Origin of the sequence: Xanthomonas sacchari, from assembly GCF_040529065.1 — a bacterium.
Lineage (GTDB): Bacteria > Pseudomonadota > Gammaproteobacteria > Xanthomonadales > Xanthomonadaceae > Xanthomonas_A > Xanthomonas_A sacchari.
The window spans coordinates 1,351,478-1,370,691 of sequence record NZ_CP132343.1 but is presented as its reverse complement, the minus strand read 5'-3'; the positions used below and the strand labels follow the sequence as shown (position 1 = coordinate 1,370,691).

The following is a 19,214-nucleotide window of genomic DNA, read 5'->3' as shown; positions in this document are numbered from 1 at the left end:
TTTGCGAATCCCCGCTTTCCACAGCCGAATGGCTGGTCATCCCCAATGCCGAATCCCCGCCCCTCACGCCCCGGCGAACCGCACCGCGCCGCCGACCCAGCGCGCGACGATGCGGTCGGCCAGCACCGGCGCCTCGTCGAGCAGCCGGTCGGCCAGGGCGTGCACGCGCGGCAGCAGGCCGGCGTCGCGGGCCAGGTCGGCCACGCGGAACGCGGCCAGGCCGGTCTGGCGGGTGCCGAGCAGTTCGCCGGGACCGCGCAGTTCCAGGTCCTTCTCGGCGATGACGAAGCCGTCGTTGGTCTGGCGCATGGTTTCCAGACGCTGCCGCGCCATCGCCGACAGCGGCGCCTGGTACATGAGCACGCAGCTCGACGCGGCCGCGCCGCGCCCGACCCGGCCGCGCAACTGATGCAACTGCGCCAGGCCCAGGCGCTCGGCGTTCTCGATGATCATCAGCGAGGCGTTGGGCACGTCCACGCCGACCTCGATGACGGTGGTGGCGACCAGCAGGTCGATCTCGCCCTGCTTGAACGCGCGCATCGCCGCCTGCTTCTCCGCCGGCTTCATGCGCCCGTGGACCAGGCCCACGCGCAGTTCCGGCAACTGCGCCGAGAGCGCCTCGAAGGTGGCCTGCGCGGCGCTGGCCTCGAGCCGGTTGCCGGCGCCGCCTTGCGCGGACTTCTCGTTGTCCTCGGCCTCTTCGATCAAGGTGCAGACCCAATAGGCCTGACGTCCTTCGGCGCAGGCCACACGGATGCGCTGCACCAGTTCCGGACGGCGCTCGGCATTGAGCACGATGGTCTGCACCGGCGTGCGCCCCGGCGGCAGTTCGTCGATCGAGGAAACGTCCAGGTCGGCATAGGCGGCCATCGCGAGCGTGCGCGGGATCGGCGTGGCGGTCATCACCAGTTGGTGCGGCACGCCCGCGCCGGAAGCACCCTTGTCGCGCAGCGCCAGCCGCTGGTGCACGCCGAAGCGATGCTGCTCGTCGACGATGGCCAGGGCCAGGTCGTGGAAGCGCACCGCGTCCTGCATCAGCGCATGCGTACCGACCACCACCTGCGCCTCGCCGGAGGCGATCTGCGCCAGGGTCGCGCTGCGCGCCTTGCCGGTGACCTTGCCGGCCAGCCAGGCCACGCGCACGCCCAGCGGCTCCAGCCAGCCGCGCAGGTTGGCCAGATGCTGTTCGGCAAGCAGTTCGGTCGGCGCCGCCAGCGCCGCCTGCTTGCGCTTGTCCACCGCCAGCATCGCCGCCAGCGCAGCGACCACGGTCTTGCCGCTGCCGACGTCGCCCTGCACCAGCCGCAGCATCGGCGCCGGCTGCTCCAGGTCGGCGCGGATCTGCGCGAACACGCGCTGCTGCGCGCCGGTCAGCCGGAACGGCAGCGACTGCTGCAGGCGCTTGGCCAGCAGCCCGCGGCCGCGCAGCGATGGCGCCGGCTGGCACTGCATGGCGATGCGCTGGCGGCGCAGGCTCAGGTGATGCGCGAGCAGTTCCTCCAGCGCCAGGCGCTGCTGCGCTGGATGCAGCCCGGCGGCGAGCGCGGCCAGGTCGGCCTGCGGCGGCGGCCGGTGCGCGACCAGCAGCGCGCTGCGCAGCGACGGCAGGCCGAGTTCGGCCAGCAGCGACGCCGGCAGCAGTTCCAGCGCCGCTTCCTCGGGCAGCCGGTCCAGCGCCTGGCCGATCAGCCGGCGCACGGTCGCCGGGCCGACGCCTTCCACCGCCGGGTACACCGGATCCAGGCGATCGCCCAGCGCCGCGTCGTCGTCCTCGCCGAGGATCTGGTAACTGGGATGCACGAACTCCAGCCCGTGCTGGCCCGGCTTGGGCGTGCCGAAGGCGCGCAAGCGCGCGCCGACCGCGAACTGCGCCGCCTGCGCGGCGCGGAACTGGAAGAAGCGCAGCACCAGGGTGCCGCGCGAGTCGTCGGCCACCGCCACGCGCAGCATCGGCCGGTAGCGGAAGCCGCGGTCCACCGCCTGCACCCGCCCCTCGACCTGCGCCGGCACGCCCGGCTGCAACGCCGCGACCGTGGTCAGGCGGGTGCGGTCCTCATAGCGCAGCGGCAGGTGCAGCCACAGGTCCTGCAGGGTGGACAGGCCGCGCGCGGCGAATTTCTCCGCCAACTTGGGACCGACGCCGGGCAGCGTGGTCAGCGGCGCCTCGCCTGCCGCCGACAGCGCCGGCGCCGGAACCTGCACGCGCGGCACGGCGGGGAATCAGTCCAGCACCATCACCGCGTCCACTTCGAAGCCCGCGCCCTTGGGCAGCGCCGAGACTTCGATGGTGGAACGCGCGGGGAACGGCGCCTGGAAGTAGTCCTGCATCACCGCATTGACCTGCGCGAACTGCGCCAGGTCGGTGAGGTACAGCCCCAGGCGCACGATGCGGTCCAGCGAGCCGCCGGCCGCCTCGGCCACCGCCTGCAGGTTGTCGAACGCGCGGCGCGCCTGCGCGGCGATGTCGCCGGCGACGATCTCGCCGGTGGCCGGATCCAGCGGGATCTGCCCGGAGAAGTACACGGTGTTGCCGGCGCGCACGGCCTGCGAATACGGGCCGATCGCGGCCGGTGCACGGTCGGTATGGATGATCTGGCGGGACATGGCGACTCCGTTGGAAGAATGTCCGCCTAGTTTAGCTGGCGTGCGCGGTTGGGGATTGGGGATTGGGGATTGGGGATTGGGGATTGGGGATTGGGGATTGGGGATTCGGGATTCGGGATTCGGGATTCGGGATTCGGGAACAGCTTGCCGGCAGGACACAGCGCTGCGCTCGCTTTCAGACGATTTTCGCAGGAGCGGCTTCAGCCGCGATGCGTCATCGGTAAGGCGTCGCGGCTGAAGCCGCTCCTACGACAGCAGCGCCAAGCGCGTGTCGAATCCCCAATCCCCAATCCCCAATCCCTAATCCCGAATCCCGAATCCCCAATCCCCAATCCCGGCACCACCTACTGGCGCCGCACGCTTTGCACCGCATTCAAGCGCCGCAGCCGGCGCATCACTTCGGCCAGGTGGTTGCGGTCGCGCACCTGGATGTTGAAGCGCAGCACCGCGGCGTTGAAGTCGCGGTCCAGGTAGTCGACGCGCTCGATGTTGGACTGGCTCTGCGCGATCGCTGCGGCCAGTTGCGCGAGCACGCCGGTGCGGTTCTCCACGTCCACCACCAGCGCGGTGTCGTAGTCGCCGATGACGCTGGTATCCCAGCCGATCGGCACCCAGCGCTCCGGCGATTTGCGCAGTTCGGCCAGGTTCGGACAGTCCAGGCGATGCACCACGATGCCCTTGCCGGCGGTGTGGTAGCCCATGATCTCGTCGCCTGGGATCGGCTGGCAGCAATTGGCGAAGCTGACCACGCCGCGCTCGGTGCCGTTGATCAGGATCTTTTCCTGCGAATGCTTGGAATGGCCGCCGCCGCGCAGTTCGGCGTACGCCATCAGCGCCTGCGCGGCCTGGTTGGGCATCCAGTTGCCCAGCGCCACGTCGGCCAGCAGGGCTTCGAGACGCGGATAGCGGTGCTCGCTGAGGAACGAATCCAGGCGCCCCTTCGGCAGCCGTTCCAGCGAACTGTCCATCGCCTCCAGCGCGCGGTCGAGCATGCGGTGGCCGAGCTGCACCGCGTCCTCGTGCTCGAGCTGCTTGAGCTGGTGGCGGATCGCGGTGCGCGCCTTGCTGCTGACCACGAACTCCAGCCACTGCGGCTTGGGCGTAGCCGAGCGCGCGGTGATCACTTCCACCGTCTGTCCGCTGACCAGCTTGGTGCGCAAGGGCACGAGCTTCTTGTCCACGCGCGAGGCCACCGCGCGGTTGCCGACGTCGGTGTGCACCGCATAGGCGAAGTCCAGCGCGGTGGAATTGCGTGGCAGCGCCAGGATCTTGCCCTTGGGCGTGAACAGGTAGACCTCGTCCGGGAACAGGTCGACCTTGACGTTGTCCAGGAACTCCAGCGACGAGCCGGCGGCGCGCTGCGATTCGATCAGCTCGACGATCCACGCATGCGCGCGGCTCTGCGCGCTGTTGGGCGAGTCGCCGCCGAACTTGTAGGTCCAGTGCGCGGCGACGCCGCGTTCGGCGATCAGGTCCATTTCCTCGGTGCGGATCTGCACCTCGATCGGCGAGCCGTAGGGGCCGAACAGCACCGTGTGCAGCGACTGGTAGCCGTTGGCCTTGGGAATGGCGATGAAGTCGCGGAAGCGCGCGTCCAGCGGCTTGAAGGTGGCGTGCACCGCGCCGAGGGCGTGGTAGCAGTCGGGCACACCGCGCACCACCAGGCGGAAGCCGAACACGTCCATCACCTGGTCGAAGGATTTGTTCTCGTCGCGCATCTTGTTGTAGATGCTCCACGGCGTCTTGATCCGGCTCACCAGCCGGTGCTCCAGCCCTTCCTTGGCCAGACGCTGCGACAACTGCACTTCCACCTGCGCCATCGATTCGCGGCGCACCACCGGCTGGCTGCGGATGTGTTTTTCGATGATCGCGTGGCGCCACGGATGTAGGGCGCGGAAGCCGAGGTTCTGCAGTTCGGACTTCATCAGGCTCATGCCCAGGCGCTGGGCGATCGGCGCGTAGATCTCCAGCGTCTCGCGGGCGATGCGGCTGCGCGCCTCGGCGCTCTGCGCGCCCAGCGTGCGCATGTTGTGCAGGCGGTCGGCGAGCTTGATCATGATCACGCGCAGGTCGCGCGACATCGCCAGCAGCATCTTGCGGAAGCTCTCGGCGGCCGCTTCCTGACGGTCGCGGAACTTGAGCTTGTCCAGCTTGGTGACGCCGTCGACCAGTTCGGCCACCGCCTCGCCGAACTCGGCGGCCAGTTCGGCACGGGTCAGCGGGGTGTCCTCGATGGTGTCGTGCAGGATCGCCGCGATCAGCGCCTCTACGTCCAGGCCGAGCTCGGCCAGCACGCCGGCCACCGCCACCGGGTGGGTGATGTAGGGCTCGCCGGACTTGCGGGTCTGCCCCGCATGCGCGGCCGCACCGACCTCCCACGCGCGCCGCAGCAGCGGGATCTGCTCGGGCGGCAGATAGCTGGCGCTGCGTTCGAGCTGCAGGACGTAGTCGGGGACCGCCTCGTCGGCCGACGACGGCACGGCGTGGGCGACCTGGGCAGAAGGGCCTGGGTTCATGCGGAAAGACTATGCCAGCGGCGCGTGGACGGCAAACCCGCAAAACGAAACAGCCCGCGGATGCGGGCTGTTCGCAGGACGATCGCGACGCGGGACGCGATCAGTCGTCGTTCTTGGACATGTCCTCGTCGGCCACCACTTCGGCCGCGGCCCACTCCAGGGCTTCGCGCTCGGCGCGCTCGCGCTCGGCCTTCTCGACCTCGTCGATCAGCGCGTTGTCGATCTTGCGCGCGGCGATCTCGCGCAGCGCCAGCACGGTCGGCTTGTCGGCGGACTCGGTGTTGTCGAGGGTGGCCTGCACGCCGTTGGCGAGCTGGCGGGCGCGCTTGGACGCCATCATGACCAGTTCGAAACGGTTGTTAACGACTTCCAGGCAATCTTCTACGGTGATGCGGGCCATGCGGGCTCCCGGCGGGCCGGCGGCGGCCACGCGTTCGAATGAGGGAAAGGGCGGGGATTGTAGGGCGACAGCCGCCCAAGATCAACCCCACCCCATTCCGTTCCCTTTGGAATCAGCCAGTTGGCTGTTCCTGCAGGAGGGTGGCGATCAGCCCGGCGTGGCGCTGCTGCTGCGGCAGCCGGCGCAGGCGGCTGGCGACGAAGATCGCGCACATCTCGTCCACCGCGGTGTCGAAATGCTCGTTGACGATCACGTAGTCGAAGTCGGCGTAGTGCGACATCTCCTCGCGCGCGGCGGCCAGCCGCTGCGCGATCACCGCCTCGCTGTCCTGGCCGCGCTTGCGCATGCGCTGCTCCAGCGCCTCGCGCGACGGCGGCAGGATGAACACGCTGACCGCGTCCGGCACCTTGGCCCGGACCTGACGCGCGCCCTGCCAGTCGATCTCCAGCAGCACGTCGTGGCCGGCGGCCAGCTGCGGCTCCACCGACTGCCGCGCGGTGCCCTTCCAGTCGCCGTGCACGCGGGCGTACTCGAAGAAATCGCCGGCATCGATCATCCGCTGGAACTCGTCGGCGGAGACGAAATGGTAGTGCTCGGCGTGGCGTTCGCCTGGCCGCGGCGCGCGCGAGGTGAACGAGATCGACAGCGCGATCTGCGGGTCGCGCGCCAGGGTCGCGTTGACGATGCTGCTCTTGCCGGCGCCGGAGGGGGCCGCCACGATGTAGAGAGTGCCGCGCATGTTCTTGGGAATGGGGAGTCGGGAATGGGGAATGGGAACAGCGCCGAGCCGGGCTGGGGGTGCATCGTACCCGCTTTGACGATTCCCCATTCCCGATCGCCCATTCCCGGCTATTCGAGGTTCTGCACCTGCTCGCGGATCTGGTCGATCAGCACCTTCAGTTCCACCGCGGCGTTGGAGGTGCGGCTGTCCACCGACTTCGAGCCCAGCGTATTGGCCTCGCGGTTGAACTCCTGCAGCAGGAAGTCCAGGCGCCGGCCTGCCGGTTCCGGCTGGCGCAGCACCCGGCGCAGTTCCTTGATGTGGCTGCCGAGCCGGTCCAGTTCCTCGTCCACGTCCAGCTTCTGCAGCCACAGCACCAGTTCCTGCTCGGCGCGGCCGGGGTCGACCGGATGCGGCAGGTCGGCCAGGCGTGCCGCCAGCTTGGCGCGCTGGCCGTCGCGGATGGCCGGGATCAGCGTGCGCACCTCGCCGGCGATACGTTCCACCGCATCGACCCGCTCGACGATGGCCGCGGCCAGCTTGCCGCCCTCGCGCTCGCGCGCGGCGACGAACTCGGCCAGCACCTCATCCAGCAGTTCCAGCGCCTGCGCCTGCAGCGCCGCCGGATCGGCGGCCTGCCCCTGCAGCACGCCCGGCAACTGCAGCAGGTCGACGAACTGCACCTGCATCTGCGGGAAACGCACCCCCAGCCGCTGCGCGAGCACGCCCAACTGTTCGACCAGCGCCTCGTTCACCGCCAGCGTCTGCGCCGCTTCCGGCGCGCGCAGGCGCAGCATCAGGTCGAGCTTGCCGCGGCTGATCCGCGCGGCCACGCGTTCGCGCAGTTGCGGCTCCAGCGCGCGCAGTTCCTCCGGCAGGCGCACGCCCACTTCCAGGAAACGGTGGTTCACCGAGCGCAGCTCGCACCCCAGCGTGCCCCAGGGAGTGATGCGCTCGGCGCCGGCGTAGGCGGTCATGCTGCGGATCATGCGGTGTTCCAATGCGGGCAAGGGGCGGATGTTAACCTAGCGCCCTTCCCTGCCTTGCCGAACGCGGTCACATGCCGCGCACGGCCCCGCCCTTCCCGGAATCCTGCATGTCCTTCTCCCGTCCCAGCGGCCGCACGGCCGATCAGTTGCGCCCGGTCCGCATCGAACGCGCCTTCACCCGCCATGCCGAAGGCTCGGTCCTGGTCAGTTTCGGCGACACCCGCGTGCTGTGCAACGCCAGCGTCGAGAACCGCGTGCCGGGCTTCTTGCGCGGCAAGGGCGAAGGCTGGGTGACCGCCGAATACGGCATGCTGCCGCGCGCCACCCACTCGCGCTCCGATCGCGAGGCCGCACGCGGCAAGCAGGGCGGACGCACGCTGGAGATCCAGCGCCTGATCGGCCGCGCGCTGCGCGCCTGCGTCGACCGCACCGCCCTGGGCGAACGCACCATCACTCTGGACTGCGACGTGCTGCAGGCCGACGGCGGCACCCGCACCGCCGCCATCACCGGCGCCTACGTGGCCCTAGTGGATGCGGTGAACTGGCTGCAGAAGCGCGGCGACCTGAAGAAGCCGGTGGTGCTGGGCGCGGTCGCCGCGGTCTCGGTGGGCGTGTACCGTGGCGTGCCGGTGCTGGACCTGGACTACGCCGAGGACAGCGACTGCGATACCGACATGAACGTGGTGATGAACGACGGCGGCGGTTTCATCGAATTGCAGGGCACCGCTGAGGGCCACGCCTTCCGCCGTGACGAACTGGACGCGCTGCTCGGCCTGGCCGAGCGCGGCATCGGCGAGTTGCTGGCGGCCCAGCGCGCGGCCCTGGCGCAATGAAGCAGCACCTGGCCCTGGTCACCCTGGTGGTGGCCGACTACGACGAGGCCATCACCTGGTACACCGGCAAGCTGGGATTCCAGTTGCTGGAAGACGTGGACCAGGGCCACAAACGCTGGGTCGTGGTCGGGCCTGGCGATGCGCGCGGCGCGGCGCTGCTGCTGGCGCGCGCCAGCAACGACGCGCAGCGCAGCCGCATCGGTAATCAGACCGGCGGCCGCGTCGGCTTCTTCCTGCACACCGACGACTTCCAGCGCGACCATGCGGCGATGCTCGCCGCCGGCGTGGAATTCCTGGAAGCCCCGCGTCACGAACCCTACGCCACGGTCGCGGTGTTCCGCGATCTGTACGGCAACACCTGGGATCTGCTGGAGCCCACCGCATGAAACTGGTCCTGGCCAGCAGCAACGCCGGCAAACTCGAAGAACTGCATGCCCTGCTCGACGACGTCGGGGTCGAACTGATCGCGCAATCCACGCTCGGCGTCAGCGATGCCGACGAAACCGGCCTGACCTTCGTCGAGAACGCGCTGCTCAAGGCGCGCCACGCCGCCCGCGTCACCGGCCTGCCGGCGCTGGCCGACGACTCCGGCATCTGCGTGGACGCGCTGCACGGTGCGCCGGGGTTGTACTCGGCGCGCTACGCCGGCGAACACGGCAATGCGCAGGCCAACATCGACAAGCTGCTGGACGCGCTGCGCGATGTTCCCGATGCGCAGCGCGGCGCGCATTTCTACTGCGTGCTGGTGCTGCTGCGGCATGCCGAGGATCCGCAACCGCTGCTGGTGGAAGGCCGCTGGCGCGGCCGCATCGCGCAGGCGCGTGCCGGCACGGGCGGGCATGGTTACGACCCGGTATTCCTGGACCCGGACCACGGCCAGACCGCGGCCGAGATGCCGCTGGCGCTGAAGAACCGCATCAGCCATCGCGCCCTCGCCCTGCAGCAGCTCAAGCAACGCCTGGCCGACCTGCTGGCGGCGCAACCCGCCGAATGAACGCGCTGCGCGCAGGTGCCTGGCCAGTCCAGGCACCGCGGCGCGCGCAGACTGCGTTGCGGCCCTGCGCCAAGCCCTGAGCCCTCCGGCGCCCGCACCGCCCGCATCTCCGTTTCCAGATTCCTGCCCGCCATGCCGCACGCCCACGACCATTGCCAGCACCCGCCCGGCACCGCCTGCCCGGACCCGTCCGCGCACGCCGACAGCCCGTCGCTGGTACCGCCGCCGCTGTCGCTCTACGTGCACCTGCCCTGGTGCGTGCGCAAATGCCCGTACTGCGACTTCAACTCGCACGCGGCCAAGGGCGCGCTGCCGTTCGACGCCTACGTGGATGCGCTGATCCGCGACCTGGACCAGGACCTGCCGCTGGTCTGGGGCCGGGTGGTCAACAGCGTGTTCTTCGGCGGCGGCACGCCCAGCCTGTTCCCGCCCGAGGCGATCGACCGCTTCCTGCAGGCCGCCAGCGCCCGGCTGCGCTTCGCGCCAGGCCTGGAGATCACCCTGGAGACCAATCCCGGCACGGCCGAGCACGGCCGCTTCGACCGCTACCTGGCGGCCGGGGTGAATCGCCTCAGCTTCGGCATCCAGAGCTTCGACGACGCGGCCCTGCAGCGGCTGGGCCGCATCCACGACGGCGCCGAGGCCGAGCGCGCGGTGAAGCTGGCGCAGGACGCCGGCTACGCCAATTTCAACCTGGACCTGATGTACGCGCTGCCGCAGCAGACCCTGGCCGAGGCCGAGCGCGACATCGCGCAGGCGCTGGCGCTGCAGCCGACCCACCTCAGCCACTACCAGCTCACCCTGGAGCCGAACACCGTGTTCGCCGCGCGGCCGCCGCAGGGCATCCCCGAGGACGACGACGCCTGGGACATGCAGGAGCGCTGCCAGGCGCTGCTGGCCGAGGCCGGCTACGCGCAGTACGAGGTCAGCGCCTACGCGCGCGCCGGCTACCGCTGCGCGCACAACCTCAACTACTGGACCTTTGGCGACTATCTCGGCATCGGTGCCGGCGCGCACGGCAAGATCAGCTCCGGCGCCGAGCAGAACATCCTGCGGCGCTGGAAGCACAAGCATCCGCAGGCGTTCCTGGACGCGGCGGGAACGCCGGCGGCGATCGGCGGCGACGAGTGGATCGCGCCGGAGCGGCGCCCGTTCGAGTACATGCTCAACGCCCTGCGCCTCAACGACGGCTTCGCGCTGCGCGACTTCAGCGCCCGCACCGGCCTGCCGCTGCAGGCGATCGCCCCGGCCCTGGCCACCGCGCAGGCCCGCGACTGGCTGCGGGTGGACGCCGGGCACGCCGTCCCGACCGAGCTGGGACGGCGTTTCACCAACGACGTCATCGCCCTGTTCCTGCCCTGAGCCGCGCCGTCCGCCTTGGTTGCGGCGGCGGATCGTGCTACATACCGCGCAGAAAAGTACAACGGCGATCACAGGATGCCCGTGTCTGCGACCCTCCAGGCCCCGACGGCGACGCTTGCCAGCGCCGCCCTGCCGGCGCGCGTGCGCGACATCCTGCAGACCCTGAACAGCCTGCTGTGGCAGGCCCTGGACATGCCGCTGCAGGCGACCCTGGACGAACTTGAGCAGGACCTGCTCGAGCAGGCCGGGCGCGCCCGCAACGGCCAGGTGCAGCAGGACCTGTTCCAGGAAGCGCAGCGCCTGCGCGCGCAGCGCGGGCGCTTTGCGCCGCACTACCAGGCGCACCTGGAAGCCGGGCTGGCCGGCATCCGCAGCCCGGCCGCCGCGGCCGCCACGCCGCGCACGGCCAGGCCGGTCGCGGCGGCGCAGATGCTGACCCTGGTCGACGACGTGGATATCGACCGCGACATCGTGCTGCACGAGATCGCCCGCCGCGAGGCGACCCGCTGCAACATCCCGCTGCAGTTGCTCGGCCAGCGCTTCGGCGTGCTGGCGGCGCGGCCCGCCTTCGAGATCGAGCAGTTGCCGCTGGGGCCGCACGCGCTGTGCCGGCTGCTGCGCGCCGCCGGCGAAACGCTGGGCCTGGGGCTGGACACGCAGTTGTCGCTGTACCGCGCCTTCGAACGCCAGGCGCTGGCGCGCTATGGCGAGATCGTGGAACGGGCCAATGTGCTGCTGACCCACGCCGGGGTACTCCCGGGCCTGATCTACCTACCCTACGTGGCGCGCAGCACCAACGTGGAGCCGGGCGCGCGCCGCACCGCGCGCATGGCCGCGGGCACCGCGCCGGCTCCTGCCGACAGCGCCACCCGCGGCGGCGGCGCTGCCCCCGTCCAGGCCGCACCCGCCATGGGCATGCCGCCGGGGCCTGCCGCCACCACTCCGCTGCCACCAGCGGGTGTAGCGGCGGCCGCCGCGGAACCGGCCGCCAGCGGCCCCGACCTGGCCACCCTGCGCCAGTTGTTGACCGCAGCGCGCGCCAAGGCCGCACCGGCCGCGACGGCGCCCACGACCGCGACCGCCGGTGCCGCCACGCTCCCGGCGCGGCCGGCGAGCGCCACCGGTGCGATCCCGGTCCCGACCGCCAGCCTGCTGCAGGCCCTGGGCGAACTGCAGGCGCAACCGCCGGCCCACAGCACCCTGGGCGGGCTGCGCGGACGCCGCCACCTGCGCGACGTGCAGACCGCCCTGCTGCAGGCGCTGCGCGCCAGCCACGGCGCGCAGGCGACCCTTGCACCGCAACAGGCCGACACCTTCGACCTGCTCGGCCTGCTGTACGGCGAGATCGAGCGCGAGGTGCGCGCCGACGCGCCGGCCGCGGCGCTGCTGGAACGCCTGCAGGTGCCGCTGGTGCGCGCCGCGCTGCAGGACCCGGCGTTCTTCGCGCGCAGCCGCCACCCGGCGCGGGAACTGCTCAACGCCGTCGCCGAATCGGGCGCGACCTGGCTGGGCGAAGACGACAGCGATCCGACCCTGCTGCTCAAGCTCAACCAGGCCGTGGACCGCGTGGTCGAGGAATACGAAGGCGACGAAACCGTCTTCGAGCAGGCCCACCAGGACATCCAGGCGCAGCAGCGCAGCCTGGCGCACAAGGCGGAGATCGCCGAACGCCGGCACGTGGAGGCCGCGCGCGGCAAGGAACGGCTGGAACTGGCCAAGCAGACCGCCACCGCCACCCTGGAAGCGCTGTGCAACGCCCGGCAACCGCCCGGTTTCGTGCAGACCCTGTTGCAGCAGGCTTGGTCCGACGTGCTGGTGCTGACCCTGCTGCGCCAGGGCGAGGATTCGGAGATTTGGCGCGAGCGCATCGGCCTGGCCGAGCGCATCGCCGAGGTCACCTGCCGCAGCGAGGGCGCCTCCGATGCCGGCCTGGCCGAACGCGTGGGCCAGGCGTTGCTGCAGGTGGGCTACCACCAGCAGGAGGCCGAGGCCATCGCCCGCCGCCTGTCCACGCCCGGCGGCACCGACGCCACCACCTCGCGCACCGAGCTCAGCGTGCGGCTGAAGGCACGCACCCGTCTGGGCGAGCAGGGCGAGGACGGCGAGCGCCCGTCGCTGCCGCCGCGCAACGAGGCCGAACAGGCGGCGTATGCGCGGCTGCGCACGCTGCCGTTCGGCACCTGGTTCGAATTCGTGGTCAACCAGCAAGGCGACCTGAAGCGGCAACGCCTGTCCTGGTACAGCCCGATCACCGAACGCGCGCTGTTCGTGAACCAGCGCGGGCAGAAGACCGCCGAACACACGCTCGACGGATTGGCGCGGCTGCTGGCGCAGGGCCAGGCCCGCATCGTCAGCGAAGACCGCGCACGCCTGATCGACCGCGCCTGGCAGGCCGCGGTGCGCGCGTTGCGCACCCTGGCCGGCGTTCCCGCCGCCGACGACGCCTTGGAGGGTGCATGAGCAGCGACGCCCGCCGTTCGCCACGTCGCCAGGTCCCGGACATGGTGCCGGTGCTGGACCTGATGGAAGACGCCGTGGTCGGCCGCCTCGGCAACGTCTCCGAACACGGCATGCTGCTGCTGGCCTCGGCGCCGCTGTACGAGGACGCGCTGTACCAATTGCGCTTCGCGATGCCGCAGGCCGACCGCGACGCGCAGATCGACGTCGGCGCGCATTTGTTGTGGAGCGAACCCTCGCACGCACCGGGCCAGGCCTGGGCCGGCTTCCGTTTTCTGACCATTTCCCCCGCGCACCGCGACCTGCTGCGGCAGTGGATCAACTCGGCCCCCGGCGGCTAGCGTTACCAACCCGTAGGAGCGGCTTCAGCCGAGACCGGCCTTCCAGGGAACGCCTCGTTCACGGCTGAAGCCGCTCCTACGACGGCCATCCGGGTCCGGTTCGCTTCGACGCAAAGAAGATCCGGCGGATCGACAACGCCCCGCGTCGCGGCGCAGCTTCGGCAACGCACGCCATGCGCACGCCGTCCACCCACGTCCGCACGCCTGCAACGTTTCCGGCACACTGGCGCCCCTGTTTCCGCATCGCCGAACGAGTCCGCCGCCATGCCCCAGCACGACCCAAGCGCCCTGTATCCCGACCACCTGCGCACGCTGACCCAACGCGCCGACGAGGCGCTGGCGCGCGGCGGCTTCGACCACCTGGTGGTCCCCAGCGGCACCCTGCACTACCAGGTGTTCGACGATCGCGACTATCCGTTCGCGGTGAATCCGCAGTTCAAGGCCTGGCTGCCGCTGACGCGAGTGCCGAACAGCTGGCTGGTGTACACGCCCGGGCGCCGCCCGCAGGTGATCTTCCACCAGCCGCGCGACTACTGGCACGTGGTGCCGGACGCGCCCAGTGGCTGGTGGGTGGAGCACTGCGACATCCACCTGATCCGCACCCCGGACGAGGCGCTGGCGCTGCTGCCGGATGCCGCGCGCAGCGCGATCCTCGGCGAGCCGCAGAGCGCGCTGGGCGCCTACGTGCCGAACAACCCGGCGGAGGTGCTGCACTACCTGGAATACCACCGCGCCTACAAGACGCCCTACGAGCTGGCGCTGATGCGCCAGGCGCAGCAGGCGGCAGTGCGCGGCCATCGTGCCGCCGAGGCAGCGTTCCGCGACGGCCGCAGCGAGTTCGAGATCCACATGGCCTACTGCGCCGCGGTCGGCCAGGACGCGAACGAACTGCCGTACGGCAACATCGTGGCGTTGAACGAACACGGCGCCGTGCTGCACTACACCGAACTGCAGCGGCAGGCGCCGACGCCGCTGCGCAGCTTCCTGATCGACGCCGGCGCCTCCGCGCACGGCTATGCCAGCGACATCACCCGCACCTACGCCGCCGATCGCGGCAGCGACTTCCAGGCGCTGATCGACGCGGTGGACGCCGCGCAGCAGCGCATGGGCCAGCACGTGCGCGCCGGCGTCGACTACCGGCAACTGCACCTGGATGCGCATCTGGCGCTGATGGGCGTACTCCGGGATGCCGGGGTGCTGAAGGTGTCGCCGGAAACCGCGGTGGCCACCGGCGTCAGCGCCGCGTTCTTCCCGCATGGCCTGGGCCATCCGATCGGCCTGCAGGTGCACGACGTCGCCGGCTTCGCCGCCAGCGACCGCGGCGGCCGCATCGAACGCCCCGACGGCCACCCCTACCTGCGCATGACCCGCACCCTGGAGCCGGGCATGGTGATGACGATCGAGCCGGGCCTGTACTTCATCGACATGCTGCTCGACGACCTCAAGCAGGCCGGCCACGGCGATAGCGTCGACTGGGCGCGGGTGGCGCAGTTCAAGCCCTACGGCGGCATCCGCATCGAGGACGAAGTGGTGTGCACCGCGGACGCGCCCGAGAACCTGACGCGGCCGGTGTTTGCGGCGGCCTGATGGCCGCCGCCGGGAATGGAGAATCGGGAATGGGGAATCGCAACAGCAAAAGCACAAAGGCCGCTAACTAACCTTTCCGCGCACGGTCACCGCTTTCCCATTCCCGTTTCCCTATTCCCCATTCCCCATTCCCAGCCATAAACCCCTCGATCTCCTCGGCGCTGCGCGCCAAGGCATCGGTGAGCACGCGGTGGCCGTCGTCGGTGATCAGCACGTCGTCCTCGGTGCGGATGCCGATGCCGCGCCACTTCGGGTCCACGTCCTTGTCGTCCGGCGACACGTACAGGCCGGGTTCGATGGTGAACACCATGCCCGGCTCGAGCAGGCGCGATTCGCCGGCCAGCCGGTAGTCGCCGACGTCGTGCACGTCCAGGCCCAGCCAGTGCCCGGTCTTGTGGCGATAGAAACGTCGGTAGTCGCCGCTGGCCAGGTTCTGCTCGACGCTGCCCTTGAGCAGCCCCAGCCGCAGCAGGCCTTCGGTCAGGGTCTGCACCGCGGCCAGGTGTCCGGCCTCGTAGGCCACGCCCGGGCGCGCCTGCGCCAGCGCGGCGGCATGCGCGGCGCCGACCAGGTCGTGCAGCGCGCGCTGTTCGGCGCTGAAGCGGCCGCTGACCGGAAACGTGCGGGTGATGTCGGCGGCATAGCCGCGGTACTCCGCGCCGGCATCGACCAGCACCAGGTCGCCGTCGCGCAGGCGCGCGGCATTGGCACGGTAGTGCAGCACGCAGGCGTTGTGGCCGCTGCCGACGATGCTGCCGTAGGCCGGCCAGGCGTCGCCGGCGCGGAATTCGCGCTCGATCTCGGCCTGCACCTGGTACTCGTGCACGCCGGGCTTCGCCAGCCGCATCGCCGCGCGGTGCCCGGCCACGCTCAGGTCGGCAGCGACCTGCATCAGCGCGATCTCGTCGCGCGACTTGAACAGGCGCTGCTCGTGCAGCAGATGCCCGAGCTCCAGGAACTCGTGCGGCGGCTGCGCGCCGTGCCGCACCTGCTCGCGCACGCGCTTGACCCAGCCGATCAGCTTCAGGTCGAAATCGACGTCGCGGCCGAAGTGGTAGTACACCCGCGAGCGGCCTTCCAGCAGCCCGGGCAGGATCTCGTCGAGGTCGTCGATCGGATAGGCATCGTCCATGCCGTAGCGTTCGACCGCGCCTTCCTGGCCCGCCCGCGGACCATCCCACGCTTCGCGTTCGGGGTCGCGTTCGCGGCAGAACAGCAGCGCTTCGCCGTGGCGGCGCCCGGGCACCAGCACCAGCACCGCGTCCGGCTCGGGAAAGCCGCACAGGTACCAGAAATCCGAATCCTGCCGGTATGGGTAATGGGTGTCGTGGCTGCGCACCCGCTCCGGCGCGCTGGGCAGCACCAGGATGGCCTGCTCGCCGGCCATGTCCATCAGTTGTCGACGGCGGCGCGCGTACTCGCCGGAGGAGATCCCGGTGAGCCGCTTCATCAGTTCAGGCGCTGCCGGTGGCGCGGGCCGAGCACGCAGTCGCTGTGCAGCAGCAGCACCGCCACGCGCACGAACTCCTCGATCTCGGCCAGCGCGTCCTCGTCCTCGTCGCCACTGTCGAAATCGTCGGCGCTGGCCTGGGCCAGCCGCGCCAGGTCCTGCAGCGCCTCCTGCCCTTCCTCGGAAAGCGGCGGTGCGGCGCCCGCAGCCAGGCCGAAGCCGCCAAGGAAGCCGCGGCACCAGTCGAACAGCGCGTCGGCGCGCTCGGGCAGCGACGCGCCGGCATCGGCCAGCACCAGGTCAAAACCGAAATCGCGGTCGTTCAGTTGCGCAGCGGTGGCCTCGCGCAGGCGGTCCAGGGCGTCGCCGCTGCGCGGCGCGGCGATGCTGGCGTCGGCCAGCACCGCGGCCGGCCAGGCCGGCAGATCGGCGCCGCCGCCGGCCAGCCAGCCGCACAGGGCGCCGTGCAATTCGGCCGCCGACGCAGCCAGGCCAAGCGTCCGGCTGGCATCGGCGATCTGGTCGGCAGTGGGAAGTTCGGTCATGGAGCGAAGCCTGTCGGGCGCTGGCCACGGGCCTGTGGCGGCCTGCGGCGGAATCGGGACTGCGCAGTGTAGCAATCGCGTGTGCGCCGCCGCTTGTGGTGGCTTCCGGCACGCGCCTACACTCCACCACCCGTTCTTTGACAGAAGTCACTTTCCGCCATGCCATTGGAGCACGTCGCTGCAGGAGCTGCGGAAAGGACCGGCCTGGCCTTGTTCGGCCAGACCCTGCTGGCCGCGTGGCCGCTGGTGGCGCTCGCGGCGCTGGCCGCCGGCGGGCTGGCGGCGCTGTTCGCGCTGCGCTCGCGTCGGCGCCTGCGCGAGCAGTTGCAACGGCATGCGCAGCTGCAGCAGCGCGACCAGCACCTGAAGCTGGCGCTGTGGGCCTCGGGCGAACACTTCTGGGATTACGACCTGCAAGCGCGCACGCTGCGGCTGATGCGCGCCGACGAGGCCACGCCGCACGCGCAGGACATCGGCCTGGTGATCCGCGAGAACGAGCCGCTGCGCATCCATCCCGACGACATGGCGCAGGCGCGGCAGGTGCTGCAGGAACACCTGCAGGGCCTCACCGCGATCTACACCGCCGAATACCGCGTGGACCTGACCGGCGATGGGATCTGGCACTGGGCGCGGGTGCGCGGCCGCGTGGTGGACTACGACGCCAGCGGCGCACCGCGCCGGCTCGCCGGCACCGCCCGCGACATCACCTCGCACCGCCAGGCCGACCTGGAACGGCGCATCGCCGCCGAAGTGCTGCGCAGCATGGGCGAAGCGGTCGCCGTGCTCGACGAGGACCGCCGCTTCATCTCGGTCAACCCGGCCTTCACCCGCATCACCGGCTACAGCGAGCGCGAGGTGCTGGGCCAGCCGATGGCGCTGATCGACCACACCCCGGAAACGCCGGCCGCGCCGGCGGCCGACCACGGCCGGCACTGGCGCGGCGAAGCCTGGAAGCGGCGCAAGGACGGCCAGGAGATCCTCTGCCACCTGCGCCGCAACACCGTGGTCGACGCCGACGGCCGCCAGAGCTTCCAGGTGGTGGTGCTGGAAGACATCACCGAACAGAAGCGCGCCGAGCAGGAACTGCGCTACCTGGCCAACTACGACACGCTGACCAGCCTGCCCAACCGTGCGCTGCTGTCCGAGCGCCTGGCGCGGGCGATCGTGCGGGCGCGGCGCCAGGCCGGCTCGGTCGCGGTGCTGTTCCTGGACCTGGACCGCTTCAAGGACATCAACGACTCGCTCGGCCACGCCGTCGGCGACCGCGTGCTGCGCGCGGTCGCCGAACGCCTGCAGCAGGCGGTGGGGCCGCAGCACACGGTGGCGCGCCTGGCCGGCGACGAATTCACCGTGGTGGTCGAGGACATCGTCAGCCAGGGCGAGGCCGAGGCGGTGGCCGCCCGCGTGCTGGCCGCGTTCGAGGCGCCGCTGCGGCTGGACGAACGCCGCGAGGTCGCGGTGTCCACCTCCATCGGCATCTCCCTGTTCCCGCAGCACGCGCTGCTGCCGAGCGAACTGCTCAAGCACGCCGACACCGCGATGTACCAGGCCAAGGCCGCCGGGCGCCGCAACGCCCAGGTGTACTCGGCGCGCATGGACGAGGCCACCCGCCACCGCGCCACCCTGGCCAGCACGCTGCGCAAGATCCCGCTGGACCAGGAACTGAAGCTGGTCTACCAGCCGCGCTACTCGCTGCGCACGCAGCGGGTGGTGGGCGTGGAAGCGCTACTGCGCTGGCACAGCGCCGACTTCGGCCCGGTCTCGCCCAGCCAGTTCATCCCGCTGGCCGAGGAGACCGGGCTGATCCTGGAGATCGGCGAGTGGGTGCTGCGCCAGGCCTGCAGTGCGTTGCGCGACTGGCGGCGGATGGGGCTGACCGATCTGTGCATGTCGGTGAACGTCTCGGCGATCCAGCTCGAGCGCGGCAACCTGCCGGAGCTGATGGCCGGGATCCTCGCCGAAACCGGCGTGCCGGCGGCCAACATCGAACTGGAACTGACCGAGAGCGTGGTGATGTCGCAGGTCGGCAAGAACGCCGCGCTGCTGCGCGCCTGCCGCGAGCTGGGGCTGACCCTGGCCATCGACGATTTCGGCACCGGCTATTCGTCGCTGGCCTACCTGAAGCGGCTGCCGATCAACACCCTGAAGATCGACCAGGAATTCATCGGCGATCTCACCCGCGACCCGGACGACGAAGCGATCACCAGCACCATCATCGCGATGGGCCACTCGCTGGCGCTGAAGGTGGTGGCCGAGGGGGTCGAGGACGCCGGGCAACTGGCGTTCCTGCGCGCGCACGGCTGCGACGAGATCCAGGGCCATCTGGTAGCGCCGGCGCTGGAACCGGACGCCTGCCTGCGCCTGTTGCAGCAACCGCTGCGGCTGCCTGCCTGAGCGCCGGCCATGGTGCCGCCG

At 70.8% G+C, this 19,214-nt stretch carries 16 protein-coding genes; 8 read left to right on the top strand and 8 right to left on the bottom strand.

Annotation, left to right across the window (positions count from 1 at the left end):
• Positions 1-63: 63 nt before the first annotated feature.
• The 6 genes from recG to RAB71_RS05830 form a co-directional block, all read right to left on the bottom strand.
• Positions 64-2,211 (bottom strand): ATP-dependent DNA helicase RecG, encoded by a 2,148-nt coding sequence (gene recG / locus RAB71_RS05855; RefSeq protein ID WP_104609504.1) that lies wholly within the window; start codon positions 2,209-2,211, stop codon positions 64-66.
• 9 nt (positions 2,212-2,220) lie between these two features.
• Positions 2,221-2,604: a RidA family protein gene (locus RAB71_RS05850; RefSeq protein WP_010341827.1), complete on the bottom strand. Its 384-nt coding sequence runs from the start codon at positions 2,602-2,604 to the stop codon at positions 2,221-2,223.
• A 344-nt stretch (positions 2,605-2,948) separates the two neighbouring features.
• Positions 2,949-5,120: a bifunctional (p)ppGpp synthetase/guanosine-3',5'-bis(diphosphate) 3'-pyrophosphohydrolase gene (locus RAB71_RS05845; protein ID WP_010343102.1), complete on the bottom strand. Its 2,172-nt coding sequence runs from the start codon at positions 5,118-5,120 to the stop codon at positions 2,949-2,951.
• 100 nt (positions 5,121-5,220) lie between these two features.
• Positions 5,221-5,520, bottom strand: coding sequence for a DNA-directed RNA polymerase subunit omega (rpoZ, locus tag RAB71_RS05840; RefSeq protein ID WP_010343101.1), 300 nt, complete (start codon positions 5,518-5,520; stop codon positions 5,221-5,223).
• 112 nt (positions 5,521-5,632) lie between these two features.
• Positions 5,633-6,259, bottom strand: a complete 627-nt coding sequence (gene gmk, locus RAB71_RS05835; RefSeq protein ID WP_010343100.1) for a guanylate kinase — start codon at positions 6,257-6,259, stop codon at positions 5,633-5,635.
• Positions 6,260-6,369: 110 nt separating this feature from the next.
• The gene (locus tag RAB71_RS05830; protein ID WP_010343099.1) at positions 6,370-7,230 is read right to left on the bottom strand and encodes a YicC/YloC family endoribonuclease; all 861 of its coding nucleotides are present in this window, start codon (positions 7,228-7,230) and stop codon (positions 6,370-6,372) included.
• A 107-nt stretch (positions 7,231-7,337) separates the two neighbouring features.
• On the opposite strand from RAB71_RS05830, the gene rph reads away from it, so the two are divergent.
• The 7 genes from rph to pepQ all read left to right on the top strand — a co-directional run bounded on the left by rph (position 7,338) and on the right by pepQ (position 14,804).
• Positions 7,338-8,063 carry a ribonuclease PH gene (gene rph / locus RAB71_RS05825; protein WP_010343098.1) on the top strand — a complete coding sequence of 242 codons (726 nt, stop codon included), beginning with the start codon at positions 7,338-7,340 and terminating at the stop codon, positions 8,061-8,063.
• Positions 8,060-8,449 carry a VOC family protein gene (locus RAB71_RS05820; protein ID WP_010343097.1) on the top strand — a complete coding sequence of 130 codons (390 nt, stop codon included), beginning with the start codon at positions 8,060-8,062 and terminating at the stop codon, positions 8,447-8,449. Before rph ends, RAB71_RS05820 begins: the two co-directional genes overlap by 4 nt.
• Positions 8,446-9,057, top strand: coding sequence for an RdgB/HAM1 family non-canonical purine NTP pyrophosphatase (rdgB, locus tag RAB71_RS05815; RefSeq protein WP_010343096.1), 612 nt, complete (start codon positions 8,446-8,448; stop codon positions 9,055-9,057). The genes RAB71_RS05820 and rdgB overlap by 4 nt, the downstream gene beginning before the upstream one ends.
• Before the next feature lie 132 nt (positions 9,058-9,189).
• On the top strand, positions 9,190-10,419 hold the full coding sequence (gene hemW / locus RAB71_RS05810) for a radical SAM family heme chaperone HemW (RefSeq protein ID WP_010343095.1): 1,230 nt from the start codon (positions 9,190-9,192) through the stop codon (positions 10,417-10,419).
• 75 nt (positions 10,420-10,494) lie between these two features.
• Positions 10,495-12,879 (top strand): DUF1631 domain-containing protein, encoded by a 2,385-nt coding sequence (locus RAB71_RS05805; RefSeq protein ID WP_104609505.1) that lies wholly within the window; start codon positions 10,495-10,497, stop codon positions 12,877-12,879.
• Positions 12,876-13,217, top strand: a complete 342-nt coding sequence (locus RAB71_RS05800; protein ID WP_010342812.1) for a PilZ domain-containing protein — start codon at positions 12,876-12,878, stop codon at positions 13,215-13,217. The genes RAB71_RS05805 and RAB71_RS05800 overlap by 4 nt, the downstream gene beginning before the upstream one ends.
• Before the next feature lie 264 nt (positions 13,218-13,481).
• On the top strand, positions 13,482-14,804 hold the full coding sequence (gene pepQ, locus RAB71_RS05795; RefSeq protein ID WP_010342811.1) for a Xaa-Pro dipeptidase: 1,323 nt from the start codon (positions 13,482-13,484) through the stop codon (positions 14,802-14,804).
• A gap of 67 nt (positions 14,805-14,871) precedes the next feature.
• On the opposite strand, the gene RAB71_RS05790 is transcribed toward pepQ, so the two are convergent.
• On the bottom strand, positions 14,872-16,254 hold the full coding sequence (locus RAB71_RS05790) for an aminopeptidase P N-terminal domain-containing protein (RefSeq protein ID WP_010342810.1): 1,383 nt from the start codon (positions 16,252-16,254) through the stop codon (positions 14,872-14,874).
• A complete protein-coding gene (locus RAB71_RS05785; protein WP_010342809.1) occupies positions 16,254-16,799 on the bottom strand; it encodes a YecA family protein in 546 nt (181 codons plus the stop codon). Before RAB71_RS05785 ends, RAB71_RS05790 begins: the two co-directional genes overlap by 1 nt.
• A gap of 210 nt (positions 16,800-17,009) precedes the next feature.
• Here RAB71_RS05785 and RAB71_RS05780 point away from each other — a divergent pair, with 210 nt between their 5' ends.
• Positions 17,010-19,193: a bifunctional diguanylate cyclase/phosphodiesterase gene (locus RAB71_RS05780; protein WP_010342808.1), complete on the top strand. Its 2,184-nt coding sequence runs from the start codon at positions 17,010-17,012 to the stop codon at positions 19,191-19,193.
• Positions 19,194-19,214: the final 21 nt, after the last annotated feature.

Coding starts and splice junctions, on each gene's coding strand:
- RAB71_RS05850 (WP_010341827.1), bottom strand. CDS start 2,604: ATGTCCCGCCAGATCATCCATACCGACCGTGCACCGGCCGCGATCGGC.
- RAB71_RS05845 (WP_010343102.1), bottom strand. CDS start 5,120: ATGAACCCAGGCCCTTCTGCCCAGGTCGCCCACGCCGTGCCGTCGTCG.
- rpoZ (WP_010343101.1), bottom strand. CDS start 5,520: ATGGCCCGCATCACCGTAGAAGATTGCCTGGAAGTCGTTAACAACCGT.
- gmk (WP_010343100.1), bottom strand. CDS start 6,259: ATGCGCGGCACTCTCTACATCGTGGCGGCCCCCTCCGGCGCCGGCAAG.
- RAB71_RS05830 (WP_010343099.1), bottom strand. CDS start 7,230: ATGATCCGCAGCATGACCGCCTACGCCGGCGCCGAGCGCATCACTCCC.
- rph (WP_010343098.1), top strand. CDS start 7,338: ATGTCCTTCTCCCGTCCCAGCGGCCGCACGGCCGATCAGTTGCGCCCG.
- RAB71_RS05820 (WP_010343097.1), top strand. CDS start 8,060: ATGAAGCAGCACCTGGCCCTGGTCACCCTGGTGGTGGCCGACTACGAC.
- rdgB (WP_010343096.1), top strand. CDS start 8,446: ATGAAACTGGTCCTGGCCAGCAGCAACGCCGGCAAACTCGAAGAACTG.
- hemW (WP_010343095.1), top strand. CDS start 9,190: ATGCCGCACGCCCACGACCATTGCCAGCACCCGCCCGGCACCGCCTGC.
- RAB71_RS05805 (WP_104609505.1), top strand. CDS start 10,495: ATGCCCGTGTCTGCGACCCTCCAGGCCCCGACGGCGACGCTTGCCAGC.
- RAB71_RS05800 (WP_010342812.1), top strand. CDS start 12,876: ATGAGCAGCGACGCCCGCCGTTCGCCACGTCGCCAGGTCCCGGACATG.
- pepQ (WP_010342811.1), top strand. CDS start 13,482: ATGCCCCAGCACGACCCAAGCGCCCTGTATCCCGACCACCTGCGCACG.
- RAB71_RS05790 (WP_010342810.1), bottom strand. CDS start 16,254: ATGAAGCGGCTCACCGGGATCTCCTCCGGCGAGTACGCGCGCCGCCGT.
- RAB71_RS05785 (WP_010342809.1), bottom strand. CDS start 16,799: ATGACCGAACTTCCCACTGCCGACCAGATCGCCGATGCCAGCCGGACG.